Source organism: Pseudomonas sp. PAMC 26793, assembly GCF_000313235.1.
Taxonomy (GTDB): domain Bacteria; phylum Pseudomonadota; class Gammaproteobacteria; order Pseudomonadales; family Pseudomonadaceae; genus Aquipseudomonas; species Aquipseudomonas yamanorum.
In genome coordinates this window covers 1-16,601 of the sequence record NZ_AMXG01000034.1, presented here as the reverse complement: position 1 = coordinate 16,601, position 16,601 = coordinate 1, and the positions used below count along the sequence as shown (strand labels likewise).

Sequence of the window (16,601 nt, the reverse complement as noted above, 5' to 3'; positions counted from 1 at the left end):
GTTCAAAGTGATCACCTAGAAAGGGAACAGCGGGCTAAGGAAGAAACGGTCAAACCAGCCCGGCTGACTGGCGTCAGCAAACGAACCCGTACCCGAGTAGGTGATGCGTGCATCGGCAATCCGTGTCGACGACACGGTGTTGTCGGTGGAGATATCGTCGGCGCGAACCATGCCCGCAATGCGCACCAGTTCGTCACCGGTGTTGAGGGTCATCCACTTCTCGCCGCGTACGGCAATGATGCCGTTGGGCAGCACGTCGGCCACGGTCACGGTGATCGAACCGGTCAGGCTGTTGCCCTGCCCCGCCGCACTTTTGCCGTTGGTGGCGCGGTCGCCGCTGTAGCCGGCGTCCAGGCTCAGGTCACCGCTGCCCAGCGGGTTGTTGGTGTTCGGTACACCGCCAAACAACGAGGTCAGACCGATGCTGGTCTTGCTGGTCTTGCCGATCTGCGAGTTGGCGTTCTTGCTCGCCTGGGTCTTCTCGTTCAGCGTGATGGTGATGATGTCACCCACCCGGAAGGCCTTGCGGTCGCTGTACAGGTTCTGTTCGAAACCGGCCTGGTAGATCGAGCCATTGTTGGCGGCCGCCGGCAGCGGCGTGCGCGGCAACACCGGCGCATAGTACGGATCATTGGGCTTTGGCGTCGGCGCGACACAGCCCGCCAGCGCAGCAATCCCACTCAATGCCAGAACAGAAACATAGCGATTCATGACACATACCTCACGGTGTTGCAGGTGCCTTCAAGGGCGCCCCATAGACTTGATTACAGATTCTGCGTTACGAACGAAAGCATCTGGTCGGCGGTGGAAATCACCTTGGAGTTCATCTCGTAGGCGCGCTGAGTGGTGATCATGTTGACCATCTCTTCAACGGTGCTGACGTTGGACGTTTCCAGAGTGCTTTGCAGGGTGGTACCAAAACCGTTGAGGCCAGGGGTGCCGATTTGCGGCGCGCCGCTGGACGCGGTTTCCAGGAACAGGTTGTTACCAATCGCCTGCAGGCCGGCCGGGTTGATGAAGTCGGCGGTTTGCAGGTTACCGATCACCTGGGAGGCCGGGTTGCCGGCCACAGTGATCGACACGGTGCCGTCGTTGCCGACGGTGAAGGTCTGGGCGTTGTTTGGCACCACAATCGCCGGCTCCAGTGCGAAACCGTTGGCGGTCACGACCTGGCCATTGGCGTCCAGGTGGAACGTGCCGTCGCGGGTGTAGGTGGTGGTGCCGTCCGGCTGCAGGATCTGGAAGAACCCCTTGCCGTTGACCGCCAGGTCCAGCGGCTGACCGGTTTGCTGCAAGTTACCGGCGCTGAAATTCTTCTGGGTGCCAACGATGGCCACACCAGTACCCAGTTGCAGGCCCGACGGCAGTTCGCTGTCCTGGGTCGACTGGGCGCCAGGCTGCTTCTTGATCTGATAGAGCAAGTCCTGGAACTCGGCGCGATCACGTTTGAAACCCGTGGTCGACACGTTGGCCAAGTTGTTGGAAATGGTGGTCAGGTTGGTGTCCTGGGCGGACAAACCGGTTTTGGCAACGTATAGAGCCGGAAGCATGTTCTTCTCCTTCGTGCGCCTGTTTTATGGCGCCGCGCTACAAAAATTAGTGTGTGGCTGCTATCAGCTCATCGCCAGGACGCGGGTCATGGCCTGGTCGTCTTCTTTGGCGCTGTTCATCATCTTGATGTGCAATTCGAACTGCTTGGACAGAGCCAGTACCGCCGTCATTTCTTCAACGGCGTTCACGTTGCTCGCCTGCAGGAAGCCCGACGTCAGCTTGACGGTGGCATCGGCCTGGGCCGGTTTGCCATCCTTGGTGTGGATGGTGCCGTCGAGGCCCTTGGTCATGTTCTTGAGGTCGGGCTGCACCAGCTTGATCCGGTCCACTTCAGCCATCACTCGAGGGCCTTCGCCCATGGCGCGGATGCTGATAGTGCCGTCCTGGCCGACTTCGATCTGCTGCTGGGGCGGCACGGCAATCGGGCCACCGTTGCCCATGATCGGCATCCCGTTGCCGGCCCGCAGCACGCCCAGCGCATCGACGTTCATGCTCGCGCTGCGCACATAGGACTCGCCGCCATCCGGGTTTTGCACGGCCATCCAGCCGTCACCGCTGACGGCGACGTCGAGGTCACGGCCGGTTTCAATCATCGCGCCAGGGGAAAAGTCCGTGCCTGGGCGCTCAGTCAAGGCAAAGGCCCGCGCCGGAAAGCTGTCACCGAACACCGGCATCGAGCGCGCCTGTTCCAGGTCACGTTGAAAACCATTGGTGGAAACGTTCGCCAAGTTGTTGGCGTGGGCCTTCTGCGCCAGTGCATTCTGGCTGGCGCCGGTCATTGCCACGTAAAGGTACTTATCCACGCTCTTTCCTCTTTCTGACGGACGCTTGCCGCCCACCGCTGTACTGATGAGGCTTAAGCAATTTGCGAACCAACTTTTGCAAATACGCAAAAGTCCAAGCGGGGCGGGGGTTTTCCGGCAGGGAGCAGCTTAAGGCATTAGGGAGAGAGTCGAAAAAACGGCGGACTTATGCCGCTATCGGCAAGTGCAGGTATCAAGACCGACAGAGAACAAATGTGGGAGCGGGCTTGCTCGCGAATGCGGTGTGACAGTCACCCTATGTGCCGACTGACCTACCGCATTCGCAAGCAAGCCCTCTCCCACAGGTTTAACCGCGTTCGGCTTTGACGACTTCGTAGTCGCGCAACTTGTTGGCAATGGTGGTGTGAGATACGCCCAGCCGCTTGCCCAACAGTCGACTGCTGGGATGCTCGGCATACAACTGCTCCAGCACCGCCTTCTCGAAGCGCCCGACTATCTCCTCCAACCCGCCTTCCAGGGAAAAATCCCCCAGCGGCTGGCGCACGCCATAGTCCGGCAGGCGAATGTGCTCAGCCTTGACCGTGCCGCCCTCACACAGCGAAACCGCCTGGAACAGCACGTTCTCCAACTGCCGCACATTTCCCGGCCAGTGGTAATGGCTGAGGCGATCCATCGCCGGCGGCGCCAGCTTGGGCAGCGGGCAGCCGATTTGCCGGCTGGCCTGATCCAGGAAGTGCTCCACCAGCGGTGGCAACCCATCCAGGCACTCGCGCAGCGGCGGGATATGCAGCGAGAGCACATTGAGACGATGGTAAAGGTCCTGGCGAAATTCGCCCCGAGCGCACAGTTCGGAAAGGTCCACCTGCGTCGCGCAGATCACCCGCACGTCCAGGTACACCTCTTCATCACTGCCTACACGGCGAAAGCAGCCGTCCTGCAGAAAGCGCAGCAACTTCACCTGCAGCCGCGCACTCATTTCCCCGACTCCGTCGAGAAACAACGTGCCGCCCGCCGTCAGCTCCAGCAGCCCCAACTTGCCCTCCGCCCTCGCCCCTTCAAAAGCACCGGGGCCATACCCGAACAACTCGGTCTCGGCCATGGACTCCGGCAAACCGGCGCAGTTGAGCGCCATCAACGGCGACTGCCCACGGGGGCTGGCCAGGTGGCAGGCGCGGGCCAGCAACTCTTTGCCGGTGCCGGTTTCGCCTTCTATTAATAGAGGCGCATCCAACGGTGCCATGCGCCGGGCTTCGCGCACCACGGCGGCCATGACTTTGGAGCTTTGGAAAATGCTGTCGAAGCCGCGCAGCTCTTGCTTGCGCACATTGTAGATACGCTCACCCACGCGGTCGGCACGGTGCAGGGTCAGCACCGCACCGGCCATGGCTTCGCTGTCGTCATGTTCAGAGGATTGCAGCGGGGCGATATCGGCCAGGAACACATCGCCCTTGACCTTGACCCGCAAGCCATTGATCCGCGATTTGCTGGCCCGTACCAGTTCCGGCAAATCGAAATCTTCGGCGTAGCGCGACAACGGAATGCCCGGCACCTCATCCACCCGCACCCCGAGCAACTGCGCCGCCGCACGGTTGGCAGCAACGATGGAGCCGCCCATGTCGATGGACAGCACTGGAAACTCCAGCGCCCCCAGCAGCGCGTTGAGTTCCATGTGCCGACGTTCGCTGGGCATCAGCCCTACCCGCTTGACGCCAAACACCCCCGCGATCGCTTCGAACTGCGGGCGCAATGCCTGGAATTGCAGGTTCACCAGATTCGGGCAGAACAGGTAAATGGCGTTGCCGTGTTCGCCGCCGACCTCGCCCTTGGCGACGTTCACGCCGTACTCCACCAGCAGGTTGAGGATGTCCCGCAGGATGCCGATGCGGTTCTGGCAATGCACTTTGATACGCATGAGAAGGCCCGAAGAGGTGGAGGCGCTGCGTCTTTTTGCCGCTGGGCGCAGATAGTCGTCAAGATTATGTGACAGTCGCGAGGCGATTCACACCCAAAACGCGCCACATACACAACGAGCCACCTCAACCGTAACGAAAACTTTACGAAATCCAGTAACTTTTCCTACAAACCCATGACACGGGAGGATGGCTTCCTGGCCCAGGCGGCGTATCAATAGGCTCATCGCAGGACATAACAAGAACGAATGCCTAGCAGGAGAGCAGTATGAAGCAGACGCAGTACGTGGCCCGCGAGCCCGACGCGAACGGTTTTATCGACTACCCGCCCGAAGAACATGCGGTGTGGAACACCCTGATCACGCGCCAACTGAAAGTGATCGAGGGCCGCGCCTGCCAGGAATACCTGGACGGCATCGACAAGCTCGGCCTGCCCCATGACCGCATTCCGCAACTGGCGGAGGTCAACAAAGTGTTGGCCGAGACTACCGGCTGGCAAGTCGCCCGGGTGCCGGCGCTGATCCCCTTCCAGACCTTTTTTGAATTGCTCGCCAACAAGCAGTTTCCGGTGGCGACGTTTATTCGTACCCGTGAAGAGCTGGATTACCTGCAGGAACCGGACATCTTTCACGAGATCTTCGGCCACTGCCCACTGCTGACCAACCCCTGGTTCGCGGAATTCACCCACACCTACGGCAAGCTCGGCCTGGCCGCCACCAAGGAACAGCGCGTGTACCTGGCGCGCCTGTACTGGATGACCATCGAGTTCGGCCTGGTGGACACGCCTGAAGGCCGGCGCATCTACGGCGGCGGCATCCTGTCTTCGCCCAAGGAGACCGTGTACTGCCTCTCGGACGAACCCGAGCACCAAGCCTTCGACCCGCTGGAAGCGATGCGCACGCCGTATCGCATCGACATCCTGCAACCCGTGTACTTCGCCCTGCCCAACCTCAAGCGCCTGTTCGAAGTGGCGCAGGAAGACATCATGGGCATGGTTGAACGCGGGATGCAGCTGGGTCTGCACGCACCGAAGTTTCCGCCCAAGCCCAAAGCGGCTTGAGCTGTGGCTTTTAGGGCCAGGTGAGTCTGTTCCCTGGCCCCGCGTTGCTTTAGGGTGACGCCACTGACGACCGTTTTCCAAACACTCGATTTCAGGAATACCCACATGACCACGTTGAACCAAGCCCACTGCGAAGCCTGCCGCGCCGACGCCCCGCAAGTCAGCGACGAAGAATTGCCGGTGCTGATCAAGCAGATCCCCGACTGGAACATCGAAGTACGCGACGGCGTGATGCAGCTGGAAAAGGTCTTCCTGTTCAAGAATTTCAAATTTGCCCTGGCCTTCACCAACGCCGTGGGTGTGATCTCCGAAGCTGAAGGCCATCACCCGGGCCTGCTCACCGAATGGGGCAAGGTCACCGTGACCTGGTGGAGCCACTCCATCAAGGGCCTGCACCGCAACGACTTCATCATGGCTGCGCGCACCGACGAAGTGGCCAAGGATGCCGAGGGCCGCAAGTAATGCATTTTGACGCGATTGGCCGGGTGCCCGGGGACCCGATCCTCGGGCTGATGGAGTTGTATGCCCAGGACCCCAACCCGAACAAGTTCGACCTCGGCGTGGGCGTGTACAAGGACGACCAGGGCCTGACGCCGATCCCGTATTCAGTGAAACTGGCCGAGCAGCGCCTGGTGGAGCAACAAACCACCAAGACCTACATCGGCGGCCATGGCAATGCCGCGTTCGGCACGCTGATCAGTGAGTTGGTGCTGGGCGCTGGTTCGCCGCTGCTGAGTGAACGCCGCGCCGGCGCCACCCAGACGCCTGGCGGCACCGGCGCGTTGCGCCTGAGCGCCGACTTTATCGCCCACAGCCTGCCTGGCCGTGGCGTATGGCTGAGCAACCCGACCTGGCCGATTCACGAAACCATCTTCGCCAAGGCCGGACTCAAGGTCAGCCATTACCCGTATGTGGGCAGCGACAATCGCCTGGATGTAGCGGCGATGCTGGCCACTCTGTCCACGGTGCCCAAGGGCGATGTGGTGCTGCTGCACGCCTGCTGTCACAACCCCACCGGCTTCGACCTGTCCCAGGATGACTGGCGCCAGGTGCTGAAGATTGTCAAAGAGCGCGAGCTGCTGCCGCTGATCGACTTTGCGTATCAAGGTTTTGGCGATGGCCTGGATCAGGATGCATGGGCGGTGCGGCTGTTTGCGGCTGAGCTGCCTGAAGTGCTGATCACCAGCTCCTGCTCGAAGAACTTTGGCCTGTACAGCGACCGTGTAGGCGCGCTGCTTGTGTGCGCGACGAATGCCGAGAAGCTGACGGATGTGCGCAGCCAGTTGGCGTTTATTGCGCGTAATTTGTGGTCGACGCCGCCGGATCACGGGGCTGCAGTGGTGGCGACGATTCTCGGTGATGCCGGGCTGAAAAAGCAGTGGGCCGAGGAAGTTGAAGCCATGCGCGCGCGGATTGCACAGTTGCGTTCCGGGCTGGTGGAGGCGCTGGCGCCCCATGGGTTGTCGGAGCGGTTTGCGCATATCGCGGCGCAACGCGGGATGTTTTCCTATACCGGCTTGAGTGCGGAACAGGTGAAGCAACTGCGTGAGCAGCACAGCGTGTATATGGTCAGTTCCGGGCGTGCGAACGTGGCGGGGATTGATGCGACGCGGTTGACGCTTCTCGCGGAAGCCATCGCGGATGTGTGTCATATCTAACTGAACAAACCGGATCCAAATGTGGGAGCGGGCTTGCTCGCGAATGCGGTGGGTCAGTCGAGTTATCGGGTGACTGACACTCCGCCTTCGCGAGCAAGCCCGCTCCCACATTTAGACCGAGTGAGTCTGTGGGTTTGAGGCTTAGCCCGCGACCATTTCGGCCTTGAGCTGCGCCTCTTTCGCCTGGGCATCCGCCAACCGATACAACTCGATATGCCCATCCCAGTGCTCGATCAACGCCGTGCACGACTCCACCCAATCCCCGCAATTGAGGTAATCCACCTCGCCCACCTTGCGAATCTCCGCATGGTGGATATGCCCGCACACCACGCCGTGCAATTCGCGCTTGGTCACTTCATGGGCAATCGCTTCTTCAAAATCACTGATAAAGCTGACCGCCGTCTTGACCTTGTGCTTGAGGTACGCCGACAACGACCAGTAGCCGTAGCCATAACGCGCCCGCCAGTGGTTCAGCCAGCGGTTGAGCGTGAGGGTGAATTCGTAGGCCGAATCGCCAAGGAACGCCAGCCAGCGGTGATACCGGGTGATCACATCGAACTGGTCGCCATGGATCACCAGCAGATGCCGGCCATCGGCAGTCACGTGCACCGCCTCATCCACCAACTGGATATTGCCGAGGATCAGTTTCGAATAACGCCGCAGAAACTCATCGTGGTTGCCGGTGACGTAGATCACCTCGGTGCCGCGTTTGCTCATGGTCAGCAATCGGCGGATCACGTTGGTGTGGGCCTGGGGCCAATACATGCCGCTGCGCAGCTTCCAGCCGTCGATGATATCGCCCACCAGGTAGACCTTGTCGGCGTGGTAGCCCTTGAGAAAATGCGAGAGGTGTTCGGCCTGGCAATCCCGGGTGCCCAAATGCACGTCGGAAATCCACAGGGTACGCACGCGTTGCTTACGGCTGGGCTTGGCGAGTTCGGCGCTGGTCATGGGCATGCCTCACGGTGTTTTCGCGAGCTTGCGCCCATGGGGTTAATAGCCCATGACAGTGTTGCGTCAGTCTGATGACAGCGCCCAAGGCCGGTGAAGCGATGTAAACTGCGGGCCTGCCCAGGAGACTGCGATGAGACCCAACCTCACGCTACGCCACTACGTCGAAGAGCCTATCGCCCACAGCCATGACCACGCGCAGCTGGTGTTTGGCCTGTCCGGGCATCTGGACTTCGAGGTGGATGGCCGGGCTAGCCAGGTGCAACACAGCAGCGTGATGGTGCTGCCCTACGCCGCTCATCACGCGTGTATCAGCCGTGATGGCAGCCGCTGCCTGGTGCTGGACGTGCCCGATGAGCACTGGTTGGCACAGTCCCTGGGGGAGCATGCCGACGCCAGCCGGCGCTTGCTCGACCAGTCCGCCCACCTGACCCTCGACAATCGCCAAAGCCAACTGGTGCAGTGGCTGGCGAGCAGCCCGGTGGACGACCCGCTGATCGCCCAGCAAGGCGCCGTATTACTGCTGGCCAGCCTCAATCTCGTACAGCCGCCGACGGGCAAGCGCCTTCCGTATGCCGCGTTCGATGCGCATATCCAGAAGCACGCCGCGCACCCATTGCAAGTGGCAGACCTGGCGAAGATCGCCGACCTGTCCGTCGCCCGCCTGCATGCACGGTTTATCGCGGAATGCGGACAGACGCCGATGGACTACCTGCGCACCCGACGCTTGCAGATGGCGCGCGACCTGTTGCGCAACAGCCAATTGCCCATCGGCGAGATTGCCGCGCGGGTTGGCTATGCTTCGCAAAGTGCGTTTGCTGCGGCGATGTTGCGGGAGTTTGGGCTCTCGCCCCGCGCTTTCAGACGGGCACCATCCAGTGTGGGAGGTGCCTGGTAAGAGCCCTGCGACAAAAACCGCGAGCCCAACGACAGACGCAAACGCCTGCCACCCTCTAGACTGCGATCCTGTAAACCCGTTGTCTAAGGATCCCAATGACTCCCCGCACAGCCCTCGGCGCCCTGCATATCGGCGCATTGATGTTTGGCCTCACTGGCGTGTTCGGCAAGCTGGCGGCCGCTTCGCCGGCGATTATCGTGTTCGGTCGCGCCGCGTTCGCGGTGCTTGCCCTGGCGATCTTTGCGCGTTTCGCCAGCAACACCACCTGGCAGAAGCTGCAAGCCCGCGACTGGCGCCGCCTGCTGGTCAGCGGCCTGTTGCTGGCCGGGCATTGGGTGAGTTTCTTTATTGCGGTGAAGGTCGCCGGCGTGGCCATCGCCACCTTGGGCTTCGCTACCTTCCCGGCGTTCACGGTGATTCTCGAAGGCCTGATTTTCCGCGAGCGGATTCGCGCCAATGAAATCCTGCTGGTGGTGCTGGTGAGCATCGGCCTGGTGCTGGTCACGCCGGACTTCAACCTCGCCAGCCAGGCCACCAGCGGCCTGTTGTGGGCCGTCGGTTCCGGCTTGCTGTTCTCGCTGCTGTCGCTGAACAACCGCGCCAGTGGGCGCATCCCGCCGGTGCAGGCGGCCTTGTGCCAGAACGTGGTGGTCGCGCTGTGCCTGTTGCCGGTGGCTGCGCCTGGGCTCGCGGAGGTGCGCGCATTGGACTGGCTATGGATCGGCCTGCTGGGTGTGTTTTGCACGGGCCTCGCCCACAGCCTGTTTGTCGCCAGCCTCGCAGTGCTCAAGGCGCGCACCGCCGCGGTGGTGTTCGCCATGGAGCCGGTGTACGGCATCACCATGGCCTGGCTGCTGTTTGCCGAAACCCCGACCCTGCGTATGCTGATGGGCGGCGCGCTGATCATCGTCGCCATCGTGGTGTCCGGCCTGATGGGCAGCGCCAAACCGGCCAAGCAGCCGGCCGCCACAGCCGAGGTTCACTGAATACGGTCGTTATGCCCCAGGTCCCGTTGCGGATCGATCTGGTCGCGTACCCGTTGCTTGAGCACCTTGGCTTCCGGGAAGCCACCGTCGGCTTTGCGTTCCCAGATTTGCACGCCGTCGCAGGTAATCCGAAACGCACCGCCAGTGGCCGGTTCCAGGGCCACTTTGCCAAGGTCATCGGCGAAGGTGCTCAACAGCTCCTGGGCCAGCCAGGCGGCGCGCAGCAACCACTGACATTGGGTGCAATACGTGATGACAATCTCGGGTTTGGCCGCTGACATGAATTGACTGGCTCCTGCTTGGCGGGTTGAAAGGATCGAGTGGCTATAATACCGGCCTTTATCGTCCTGCCTTGAGATTGATGATGCGCCGCCTGTTGTCCTGCCTGTTGCTGTGCCTGCTCCCTGTCCTCGTCCAAGCCGTCGAAAACCCGCGCCCAAAGGTCGGCCTGGTGCTCTCCGGCGGCGCCGCCCGTGGCCTGGCGCACATTGGCGTGCTCAAGGCCCTGGAAGAACAAGGCATTCACATTGATGCGATTGCCGGCACCAGCATGGGCGCCGTGATCGGCGGGCTGTATGCCTCGGGTTACAAGATCGATGAGCTGGAAAAGCTCGCACTGAACATCGACTGGAAGCTCGCCCTGTCCGACGCGCCGCCACGGGAAGACGTGCCGTTCCGGCGCAAGCAGGATGACCGGGATTTCCTGGTCAAACAAAAACTCAGTTTCCGCGACGACGGCAGCCTGGGCCTGCCACTGGGGGTGATCCAGGGCCAGAACCTGGATTTGCTGCTGGAAAGCATGTTTGCCCACACCAGTAACGTACGGGATTTCGACAAGCTGCCCATCCCCTTCCGCGCCGTGGCCACCGACATCACCAGTGGTGAAAAGGTGGTGTTCCGCAAAGGCCACCTGCCCCAGGTGATCCGCGCCAGCATGTCGATCCCGGCGGTATTTGCCCCGGTGGAGCTGGATGGCCGGCTGCTGGTGGACGGCGGCATGACCGATAACATCCCGCTGGATGTGGCGCGGGAAATGGGGGTCGACATCGCCATCGTCGTCGACATCGGCACCCCGCTGCGTTCACGCAAGCAACTCAACACCGTGGTGGACGTGCTCAACCAGTCCATTACGCTGATGACCCGGCGTAACTCCGAAGAACAACTCAAGGCCCTGGCCCCACGCGACGTACTGATCCAGCCGCCATTGGCCGCTTACGGCGTGACGGATTTCGGTCGCGCCAAGGACATGATCGACGCGGGCTACCGCGCCACCCGCGCCCTCGACGTACGCCTGGCCCACTTGCGCCCGGCCGAGCCGGTAGACCCGTCCCTGGTGGCCGCCCGCACGCCCGGCGAGCGCAATCCCGTGATTACCGCGATCAAAGTGGAAAACGACTCCAAGGTGGGTGACGAGGTGATCCGCTACTACATCCGCCAGAACCTCGGCGAACCCCTGGACCTGGCCCGCCTGCAAACCGACATGGGCACCCTGTATGGCCTGGATTACTTCGAGCAGGTGCAATACCGCGTGGTGAAAAAGGGCAAGGACAACACCCTGGTCATCAGCGCCCGGGGCAAACGCAGCGGCACCGACTACCTGCGCCTGGGCCTCAACCTGTCGGATGACATGCGCGGCGACAGCGCCTTCAACCTCGGCGCCAGCTACCGCATGAATGGCATCAACCGCCTCGGTGCCGAATGGCTGACGCGGGTGCAGATCGGTGACAAGCAGGAGCTTTACAGCGAGTTCTATCAGCCGATGGACACCGGCTCGCGGTACTTCGTCGCGCCCTATATCAGTGCCCAGGCGCAAAACGTTGAACTGATCGAAGACAACAACCCGATCTCCGAGTACCGCCTGGAACGCTACGGCTTCGGCTTGAACGTGGGCCGGCAGATCGGCAACAGCGGCGAGATTCGTTTCGGCGTCGGCGAGGCCTGGGGCAAGGCGGATGTGCGCATCGGTGACCGGGATTCACCGAGCATCAACTTCAGCGAGGGCTTCTATGAGCTGAAGTACTCCTTCGACTCGTTCGACAACGTGTACTTCCCCCACACCGGGGAAGACATTGGCTTGGCCTTCCGGGAGTTCGAACCGGGGCTGGGTTCGGACCAGCGCTATCGCCAGTGGGAGTTCAAGCTGGACAAAGCCATGAGCAGCGGGCCGGACACGCTGATCCTCGGCGGTCGTTATGGGCGCACTCTGGATAAGTCGGATGTGGTGATTTCCAGCTTCCTGCTGGGGGGCGCGCGGCAGTTGTCGGGCTTTCGCGAGGATGCGATTGCCGGGCAAAACATCAGCCTGATGCGTGCGGTTTACTATCGCCGGCTGACGCCGCGGTCTTACTTGCCGCTGGATTTCCCGTTGTACCTGGGCGCGTCACTGGAACGCGGGCGCGCGTGGAACAACGACAATGAATACGACAGCGGGTACATCAACGCCGCCAGTATTTTCCTGGGGTTTGACACGCCGCTGGGGCCGTTGAATTTCAGTTATGGGTTTAACGATGACAATCAGCAGGCGGTGTACCTGAACCTGGGGCAGACGTTCTGACTACGCCGCAAAACCCATGTGGGAGCGGGCTTGCTCGCGAAGGCGCTGTGTCAGTCAGCACATGTATTCACTGACACTCCGCTTTCGCGAGCAAGCCCGCTCCCACATTTCTGATCTTCTGTGTCCTTGGGATCAGGACTTCTCGAGATTTCCGAGGATGTGCTCATGCACCCGCATGCACACCCGCAGATCCTCTTCATCGACGCCCACAAACAGCTCATGGCGCAAGGCCGTGGCGATGGTTTCAATCTGTTCGATCAACGGCTTCGCGGTGTCGCACAGCACGATGCGCTTGGCACGGCGATCTTCCACCACGGCCTGGCGTTGCACCAGGCCCTGGCTTTCCAGGCTGTCGAGCAAACGCGCCAATGTGGGCCCTTCTACCCCAACACTTTGCGCCAGCTCACGCTGGGTAGGCGGTTCGGTAAAACGAGCCAGGTGCAGCAGCACCAGCCAGCGTGCCTGGGACAAGCCCAGACCGGCCAAACGACGATCCAGCTCGGCACGCCAACCTCGGGACATCTGCGCCAACTGCATGCCAAAACGGTGTTGATCGGTTAACGGCATAAAAAACTCATGGATTAGACTGAAAATAAAGTGTGGCTAATTATTAGTCAGCTAAGCATGACCCATGCCAGTAGGCAAGACCCGGTATGTACTGATTCGTTACATTGTCGTAATTGGCACATCAAATCTCGAATTCCGACTGCAAAGCGGCCCTGACGCAGTACAAAACGCCTTCAGGCACACGCCCGGTAAACAGCGGCGCAATCTCGGAAACAGGTGGCAATTCGCCTTCTCCATCCAGGAATGCATCCTGGATTTCGCCGAGCAAATCTTCCGGCAAATCAAGGGCCTGCTCCAACGACAACTGCTGCTTGCCGATGGACTCGGCGAGCAAGGTGTAGACGTTCTTTTCCGAGCACTGCAACTGCCCGGCGATCTGGATCGGGGTCATGCCGGCGCGGGCCAGGCTGATCAACTCGTGGCGGATATCGGCCACCTCTTTCGGCGCCTCGACCTGGCCGCCGAGCACTTCGAGGAACGCCTGGCCGTAACGCTCCAGCTTGCGCGCACCCACACCGCTGACCCTGGCCATTTCGCCCAGGGTGGTGGGATGCTCGCGGAGCATTTCCAGCAACGTGGAGTCGGGGAAGATGACGTAAGGCGGCACGCTGTGTTCCTGCGCCAGCTTCTTGCGCAATGCACGCAAGGCTTCCCACTGTTCGCGCTCTTCGAAGCGCACCAGTTGGCTGGCTTGGCTGGTGCTGGTTTTGGGGGTGGTTTGCGGCTTGAGGTCGCGGCGCAGCTCCAGGCTGACTTCGCCCTTGAGCAGCGGCCGGCAACTGTCGTTCAGGCGCAGGCCGCCGTAGCCTTCCAGGTCGATGTCCACCAGGCCACGGGCGACCATCTGCCGGAACAGCGAGCGCCATTCGCCTTCAGCGCGGTCTTTGCCGACGCCGTAGACCGAGAGTTTTTCGTGGCCGAAGCTGCGAATCTTCTCGTTGTCCTTGCCCAGCAGCACGTCCACCAGATGGCCGACACCATAACGCTGGCCGGTACGGTAGATCGCCGACAACGCCTGACGCGCCGGTTCGGTGGCATCCCAGGTCTGCACGCCATCCACGCAGTTATCGCAGTGGCCACAGGGCTGGGGCATGTCTTCGTCGAAGTAGGCGAGCAAGGTCTGGCGACGGCAGCGGGTTTCTTCACACAGCGAGAGCATGGCGTCGAGCTTGTGCTGTTCCAGTCGCTTATGGCGCTCGTCGCCTTCGGAGTTCTGCAGCATCTGCTTGAGCATCACCACGTCTTGCAGGCCGTAGACCATCCAGGCATCCGCCGGCAGGCCATCACGGCCGGCACGTCCGGTTTCCTGGTAGTACGCCTCAAGGGATTTGGGCAGGTCCATGTGGGCCACGAAGCGCACGTTGGATTTGTCGATGCCCATGCCGAACGCGATGGTGGCGACCATGATCAAGCCTTCCTCGTTGAGGAAGCGCTTCTGGTGGTACGCCCGCAGTTCGTTGGGCAGGCCGGCGTGATACGGCAGCGCCGGGTAGCCCTGCTCACTGAGGAATGCGGCGACCTCATCCACTTTCTTGCGCGACAGGCAGTAGACGATGCCGGCGTCACTGCGCCGATCGGAAAGGAACGCCAGCAACTGCTTGCGCGGCTGTTCCTTGGGCACGATGCGGTAAAAAATATTCGGCCGGTCGAAGCTCGAGAGGAATCGCTCGGCGTTTTGCAGGTGCAGACGCTCGACGATTTCTTCGCGGGTGCGCTTGTCGGCGGTGGCGGTCAGGGCGATGCGCGGGACGTTGGGGAACAGCTCCGCCAGTTGGCCCAGTTGCAAGTATTCACGACGGAAATCGTGGCCCCATTGGGACACGCAGTGGGCTTCATCGATGGCGAACAGGGAAATTTCCAGGCTCTGCAGGAACGCCAGCATGCGCGGCTGCACCAAACGCTCGGGAGCGAGGTAAAGCATCTTCACTTCGCCGCGCTTGATGCGGGCGGCGAGGTCGCGCTGCTGTTCGGCGCTGAGGGTGGAGTTCAACGCGGCAGCCGCCACGCCGAGCTCTTCCAGAGTGGCTACCTGATCGTCCATCAAGGCGATCAACGGCGACACCACCACTGCAAGCCCTTCACGCAGGAGTGCCGGCACCTGGAAACACAGCGACTTGCCGCCGCCGGTAGGCATCAGTACCAGGGCGTCACCGCCGTTGGCCACGCGCTCAATGATCGCACCCTGGCGGCCACGAAAACTGTCGTAGCCGAAGATGTCCTTGAGGACGCGTTGAGCCTGCTCGAGCATGAAAAACTCCAAATATCGCCGAAATCCCTCTGTACAGGCTGGTCGAAAAAGCACGCTTGAGCGGGAAATAATCCGTAAGCGAACTTTTCCCGCGACTGGCGCCTAGCCTGTAGGGGCATCACAAAACGCGGCAGTATACCCGAGGGTCACCCGGCACAGGGTGCCGTTGGTGAATTGCACAGGCCCATTAAATGGCCCGAAATGCTGGGAATTCATTCCGTCAGGTAGACCCAATTGTCCCCTTCGCGAGCAAGCCCGCTCCCACAAGCTGGCCTGGGCGCTCAAGAAAGCCTAGAATTGCCCATCGTTTATTCCCAAGGTAGTCCGTCAATGTCCTTCGCTGAGCAACTAACCCGCCTGCAAGCCTTCCTCGATGCCGATGAGCTGCACGACGAGGCGCTGGACTACGTGGCCGCCCACGGCTATCTGACCGCGCTGTCGATCTGCTCCGATGTCGTGCCTGATCGTGAATGGATCGACGCACTGTTCTCTGAAGAGCCTCACTACAGTGATGCCGCCCAGCGCGAAGAAATCGAATCCACCCTGCTGGCCCTCAAGGCTCACATTGGCCGCCAACTGGCTTCCGATGAAGAGTTCGAACTGCCTTGCGACCTGGACCTCGGCGAAGACCCGGACGATTCCGAGCTGCGCGGCTGGTGCATCGGTTTCATGGAAGGCGTGTTCCTGCGTGAAGAGGCCTGGTTCGAAACGGCTGAAGAAGAAGTCAGCGAAATGCTGCTGCCGATCATGGTCGGTTCCGGCCTGTTCGACGAGCAACCTGAGTTCTCAGACATCGCCTCCGACGCCAACCTGATGGACGACATGATCGTTCAGATCCCGGAAGCGCTGACCGCCCTGTACCTGCTGTGCAACGCCCCTGACGAAAAGCCGGCGATCCTCAAGCCTCGCCACCACTAAGACCCTTGCCCGTGGCGCCCATGGGCAATCGCTCTGTGATCACGCGTTACGTTCTGCTGGCCATCGGCTGGTTGAGCGTAGCGCTTGGGGTGATCGGCATCTTCCTGCCGGTGCTGCCCACGACTCCCTTCCTTCTGCTGGCTGCCGCCTGCTTCGCCCGTAGCTCCCCGCGCTTCTACCAATGGCTGGTGGAACACCCGCGCCTGGGGCCGTGGATCCGTGACTATCTGGATGGCAACGGGATTCCGCTCAAGGGCAAGGTGTATGCCATTGGGTTGATGTGGGTGAGTATCGGGTTTTCCTGCTACCTGGTGCCGCTGATCTGGGCGCGAGGGTTCATGCTGACCAGTGCGGTGTTGGTGACGGTTTATATTTTGCGGCAGAAGACGTTGGCCAAGCGCTGAAGCACGCTCAAGACGAGCAATGACCTGTAGAGAGGGGGCTTGCTGTGGCGAGGGAGCTTGCTCCCGCTGGAGTGCGCAGCGCTCCCGCTTTTTTTGGGGCCGCTGCGCAGCCCAGCGGGAGCAAGCTCCCTC

At 61.3% G+C, this 16,601-nt stretch carries 16 protein-coding genes; 8 read left to right on the top strand and 8 right to left on the bottom strand.

What is annotated here, in order from left to right; all coding sequences use genetic code 11:
• Positions 1-15: 15 nt before the first annotated feature.
• From flgH to D109_RS0113890, 4 genes are all read right to left on the bottom strand, one after another.
• Entirely contained in the window at positions 16-711 is a 696-nt protein-coding gene (flgH, locus tag D109_RS0113905) for a flagellar basal body L-ring protein FlgH (protein WP_017477442.1), read from the bottom strand.
• A 53-nt stretch (positions 712-764) separates the two neighbouring features.
• Positions 765-1,550, bottom strand: coding sequence for a flagellar basal-body rod protein FlgG (gene flgG / locus D109_RS0113900; protein ID WP_017477441.1), 786 nt, complete (start codon positions 1,548-1,550; stop codon positions 765-767).
• Between the two features lie 63 nt (positions 1,551-1,613).
• The gene (locus D109_RS0113895; RefSeq protein WP_026077951.1) at positions 1,614-2,354 is read right to left on the bottom strand and encodes a flagellar basal body rod protein FlgF; all 741 of its coding nucleotides are present in this window, start codon (positions 2,352-2,354) and stop codon (positions 1,614-1,616) included.
• A 307-nt stretch (positions 2,355-2,661) separates the two neighbouring features.
• Entirely contained in the window at positions 2,662-4,227 is a 1,566-nt protein-coding gene (locus tag D109_RS0113890) for a sigma-54-dependent phenylalanine hydroxylase transcriptional regulator PhhR (RefSeq protein ID WP_017477439.1), read from the bottom strand.
• Positions 4,228-4,493: 266 nt separating this feature from the next.
• Between D109_RS0113890 and phhA the strand changes: the two genes are divergently transcribed.
• From phhA to D109_RS0113875, 3 genes are all read left to right on the top strand, one after another.
• The gene (gene phhA, locus D109_RS0113885) at positions 4,494-5,285 is read left to right on the top strand and encodes a phenylalanine 4-monooxygenase (protein WP_017477438.1); all 792 of its coding nucleotides are present in this window, start codon (positions 4,494-4,496) and stop codon (positions 5,283-5,285) included.
• A gap of 105 nt (positions 5,286-5,390) precedes the next feature.
• Positions 5,391-5,747, top strand: a complete 357-nt coding sequence (locus tag D109_RS0113880; RefSeq protein ID WP_003214616.1) for a 4a-hydroxytetrahydrobiopterin dehydratase — start codon at positions 5,391-5,393, stop codon at positions 5,745-5,747.
• A complete protein-coding gene (locus D109_RS0113875) occupies positions 5,747-6,943 on the top strand; it encodes an amino acid aminotransferase (protein WP_017477437.1) in 1,197 nt (398 codons plus the stop codon). Before D109_RS0113880 ends, D109_RS0113875 begins: the two co-directional genes overlap by 1 nt.
• A gap of 141 nt (positions 6,944-7,084) precedes the next feature.
• Here D109_RS0113875 and D109_RS0113870 read toward each other — a convergent pair whose 3' ends face one another.
• Positions 7,085-7,894, bottom strand: a complete 810-nt coding sequence (locus D109_RS0113870) for a UDP-2,3-diacylglucosamine diphosphatase (protein ID WP_003214618.1) — start codon at positions 7,892-7,894, stop codon at positions 7,085-7,087.
• 133 nt (positions 7,895-8,027) lie between these two features.
• Here D109_RS0113870 and D109_RS0113865 point away from each other — a divergent pair, with 133 nt between their 5' ends.
• Together D109_RS0113865 and D109_RS0113860 are read left to right on the top strand one after the other, a co-directional pair.
• The gene (locus D109_RS0113865; RefSeq protein WP_017477436.1) at positions 8,028-8,792 is read left to right on the top strand and encodes an AraC family transcriptional regulator; all 765 of its coding nucleotides are present in this window, start codon (positions 8,028-8,030) and stop codon (positions 8,790-8,792) included.
• 95 nt (positions 8,793-8,887) lie between these two features.
• Positions 8,888-9,778 carry a DMT family transporter gene (locus D109_RS0113860; RefSeq protein WP_017477435.1) on the top strand — a complete coding sequence of 297 codons (891 nt, stop codon included), beginning with the start codon at positions 8,888-8,890 and terminating at the stop codon, positions 9,776-9,778.
• On the opposite strand, the gene D109_RS0113855 is transcribed toward D109_RS0113860, so the two are convergent.
• Positions 9,772-10,059, bottom strand: a complete 288-nt coding sequence (locus D109_RS0113855; RefSeq protein WP_017477434.1) for a SelT/SelW/SelH family protein — start codon at positions 10,057-10,059, stop codon at positions 9,772-9,774. The genes D109_RS0113860 and D109_RS0113855 overlap by 7 nt on opposite strands.
• 83 nt (positions 10,060-10,142) lie before the next feature.
• On the opposite strand from D109_RS0113855, the gene D109_RS0113850 reads away from it, so the two are divergent.
• Positions 10,143-12,332, top strand: a complete 2,190-nt coding sequence (locus tag D109_RS0113850; RefSeq protein ID WP_017477433.1) for a patatin-like phospholipase family protein — start codon at positions 10,143-10,145, stop codon at positions 12,330-12,332.
• A gap of 132 nt (positions 12,333-12,464) precedes the next feature.
• Here the strand turns inward: D109_RS0113850 and D109_RS0113845 are convergent, their stop codons facing one another.
• Positions 12,465-12,899 carry a MarR family transcriptional regulator gene (locus tag D109_RS0113845; RefSeq protein WP_017477432.1) on the bottom strand — a complete coding sequence of 145 codons (435 nt, stop codon included), beginning with the start codon at positions 12,897-12,899 and terminating at the stop codon, positions 12,465-12,467.
• 121 nt (positions 12,900-13,020) lie between these two features.
• Positions 13,021-15,147 (bottom strand): DNA helicase RecQ, encoded by a 2,127-nt coding sequence (gene recQ, locus D109_RS0113840; protein WP_017477431.1) that lies wholly within the window; start codon positions 15,145-15,147, stop codon positions 13,021-13,023.
• 330 nt (positions 15,148-15,477) lie between these two features.
• On the opposite strand from recQ, the gene D109_RS0113835 reads away from it, so the two are divergent.
• Together D109_RS0113835 and D109_RS0113830 are read left to right on the top strand one after the other, a co-directional pair.
• Positions 15,478-16,065 (top strand): YecA family protein, encoded by a 588-nt coding sequence (locus D109_RS0113835; protein WP_017477430.1) that lies wholly within the window; start codon positions 15,478-15,480, stop codon positions 16,063-16,065.
• A 20-nt stretch (positions 16,066-16,085) separates the two neighbouring features.
• Positions 16,086-16,469, top strand: coding sequence for a YbaN family protein (locus tag D109_RS0113830; protein ID WP_017477429.1), 384 nt, complete (start codon positions 16,086-16,088; stop codon positions 16,467-16,469).
• The last annotated feature ends 132 nt before the right edge of the window (positions 16,470-16,601 follow it).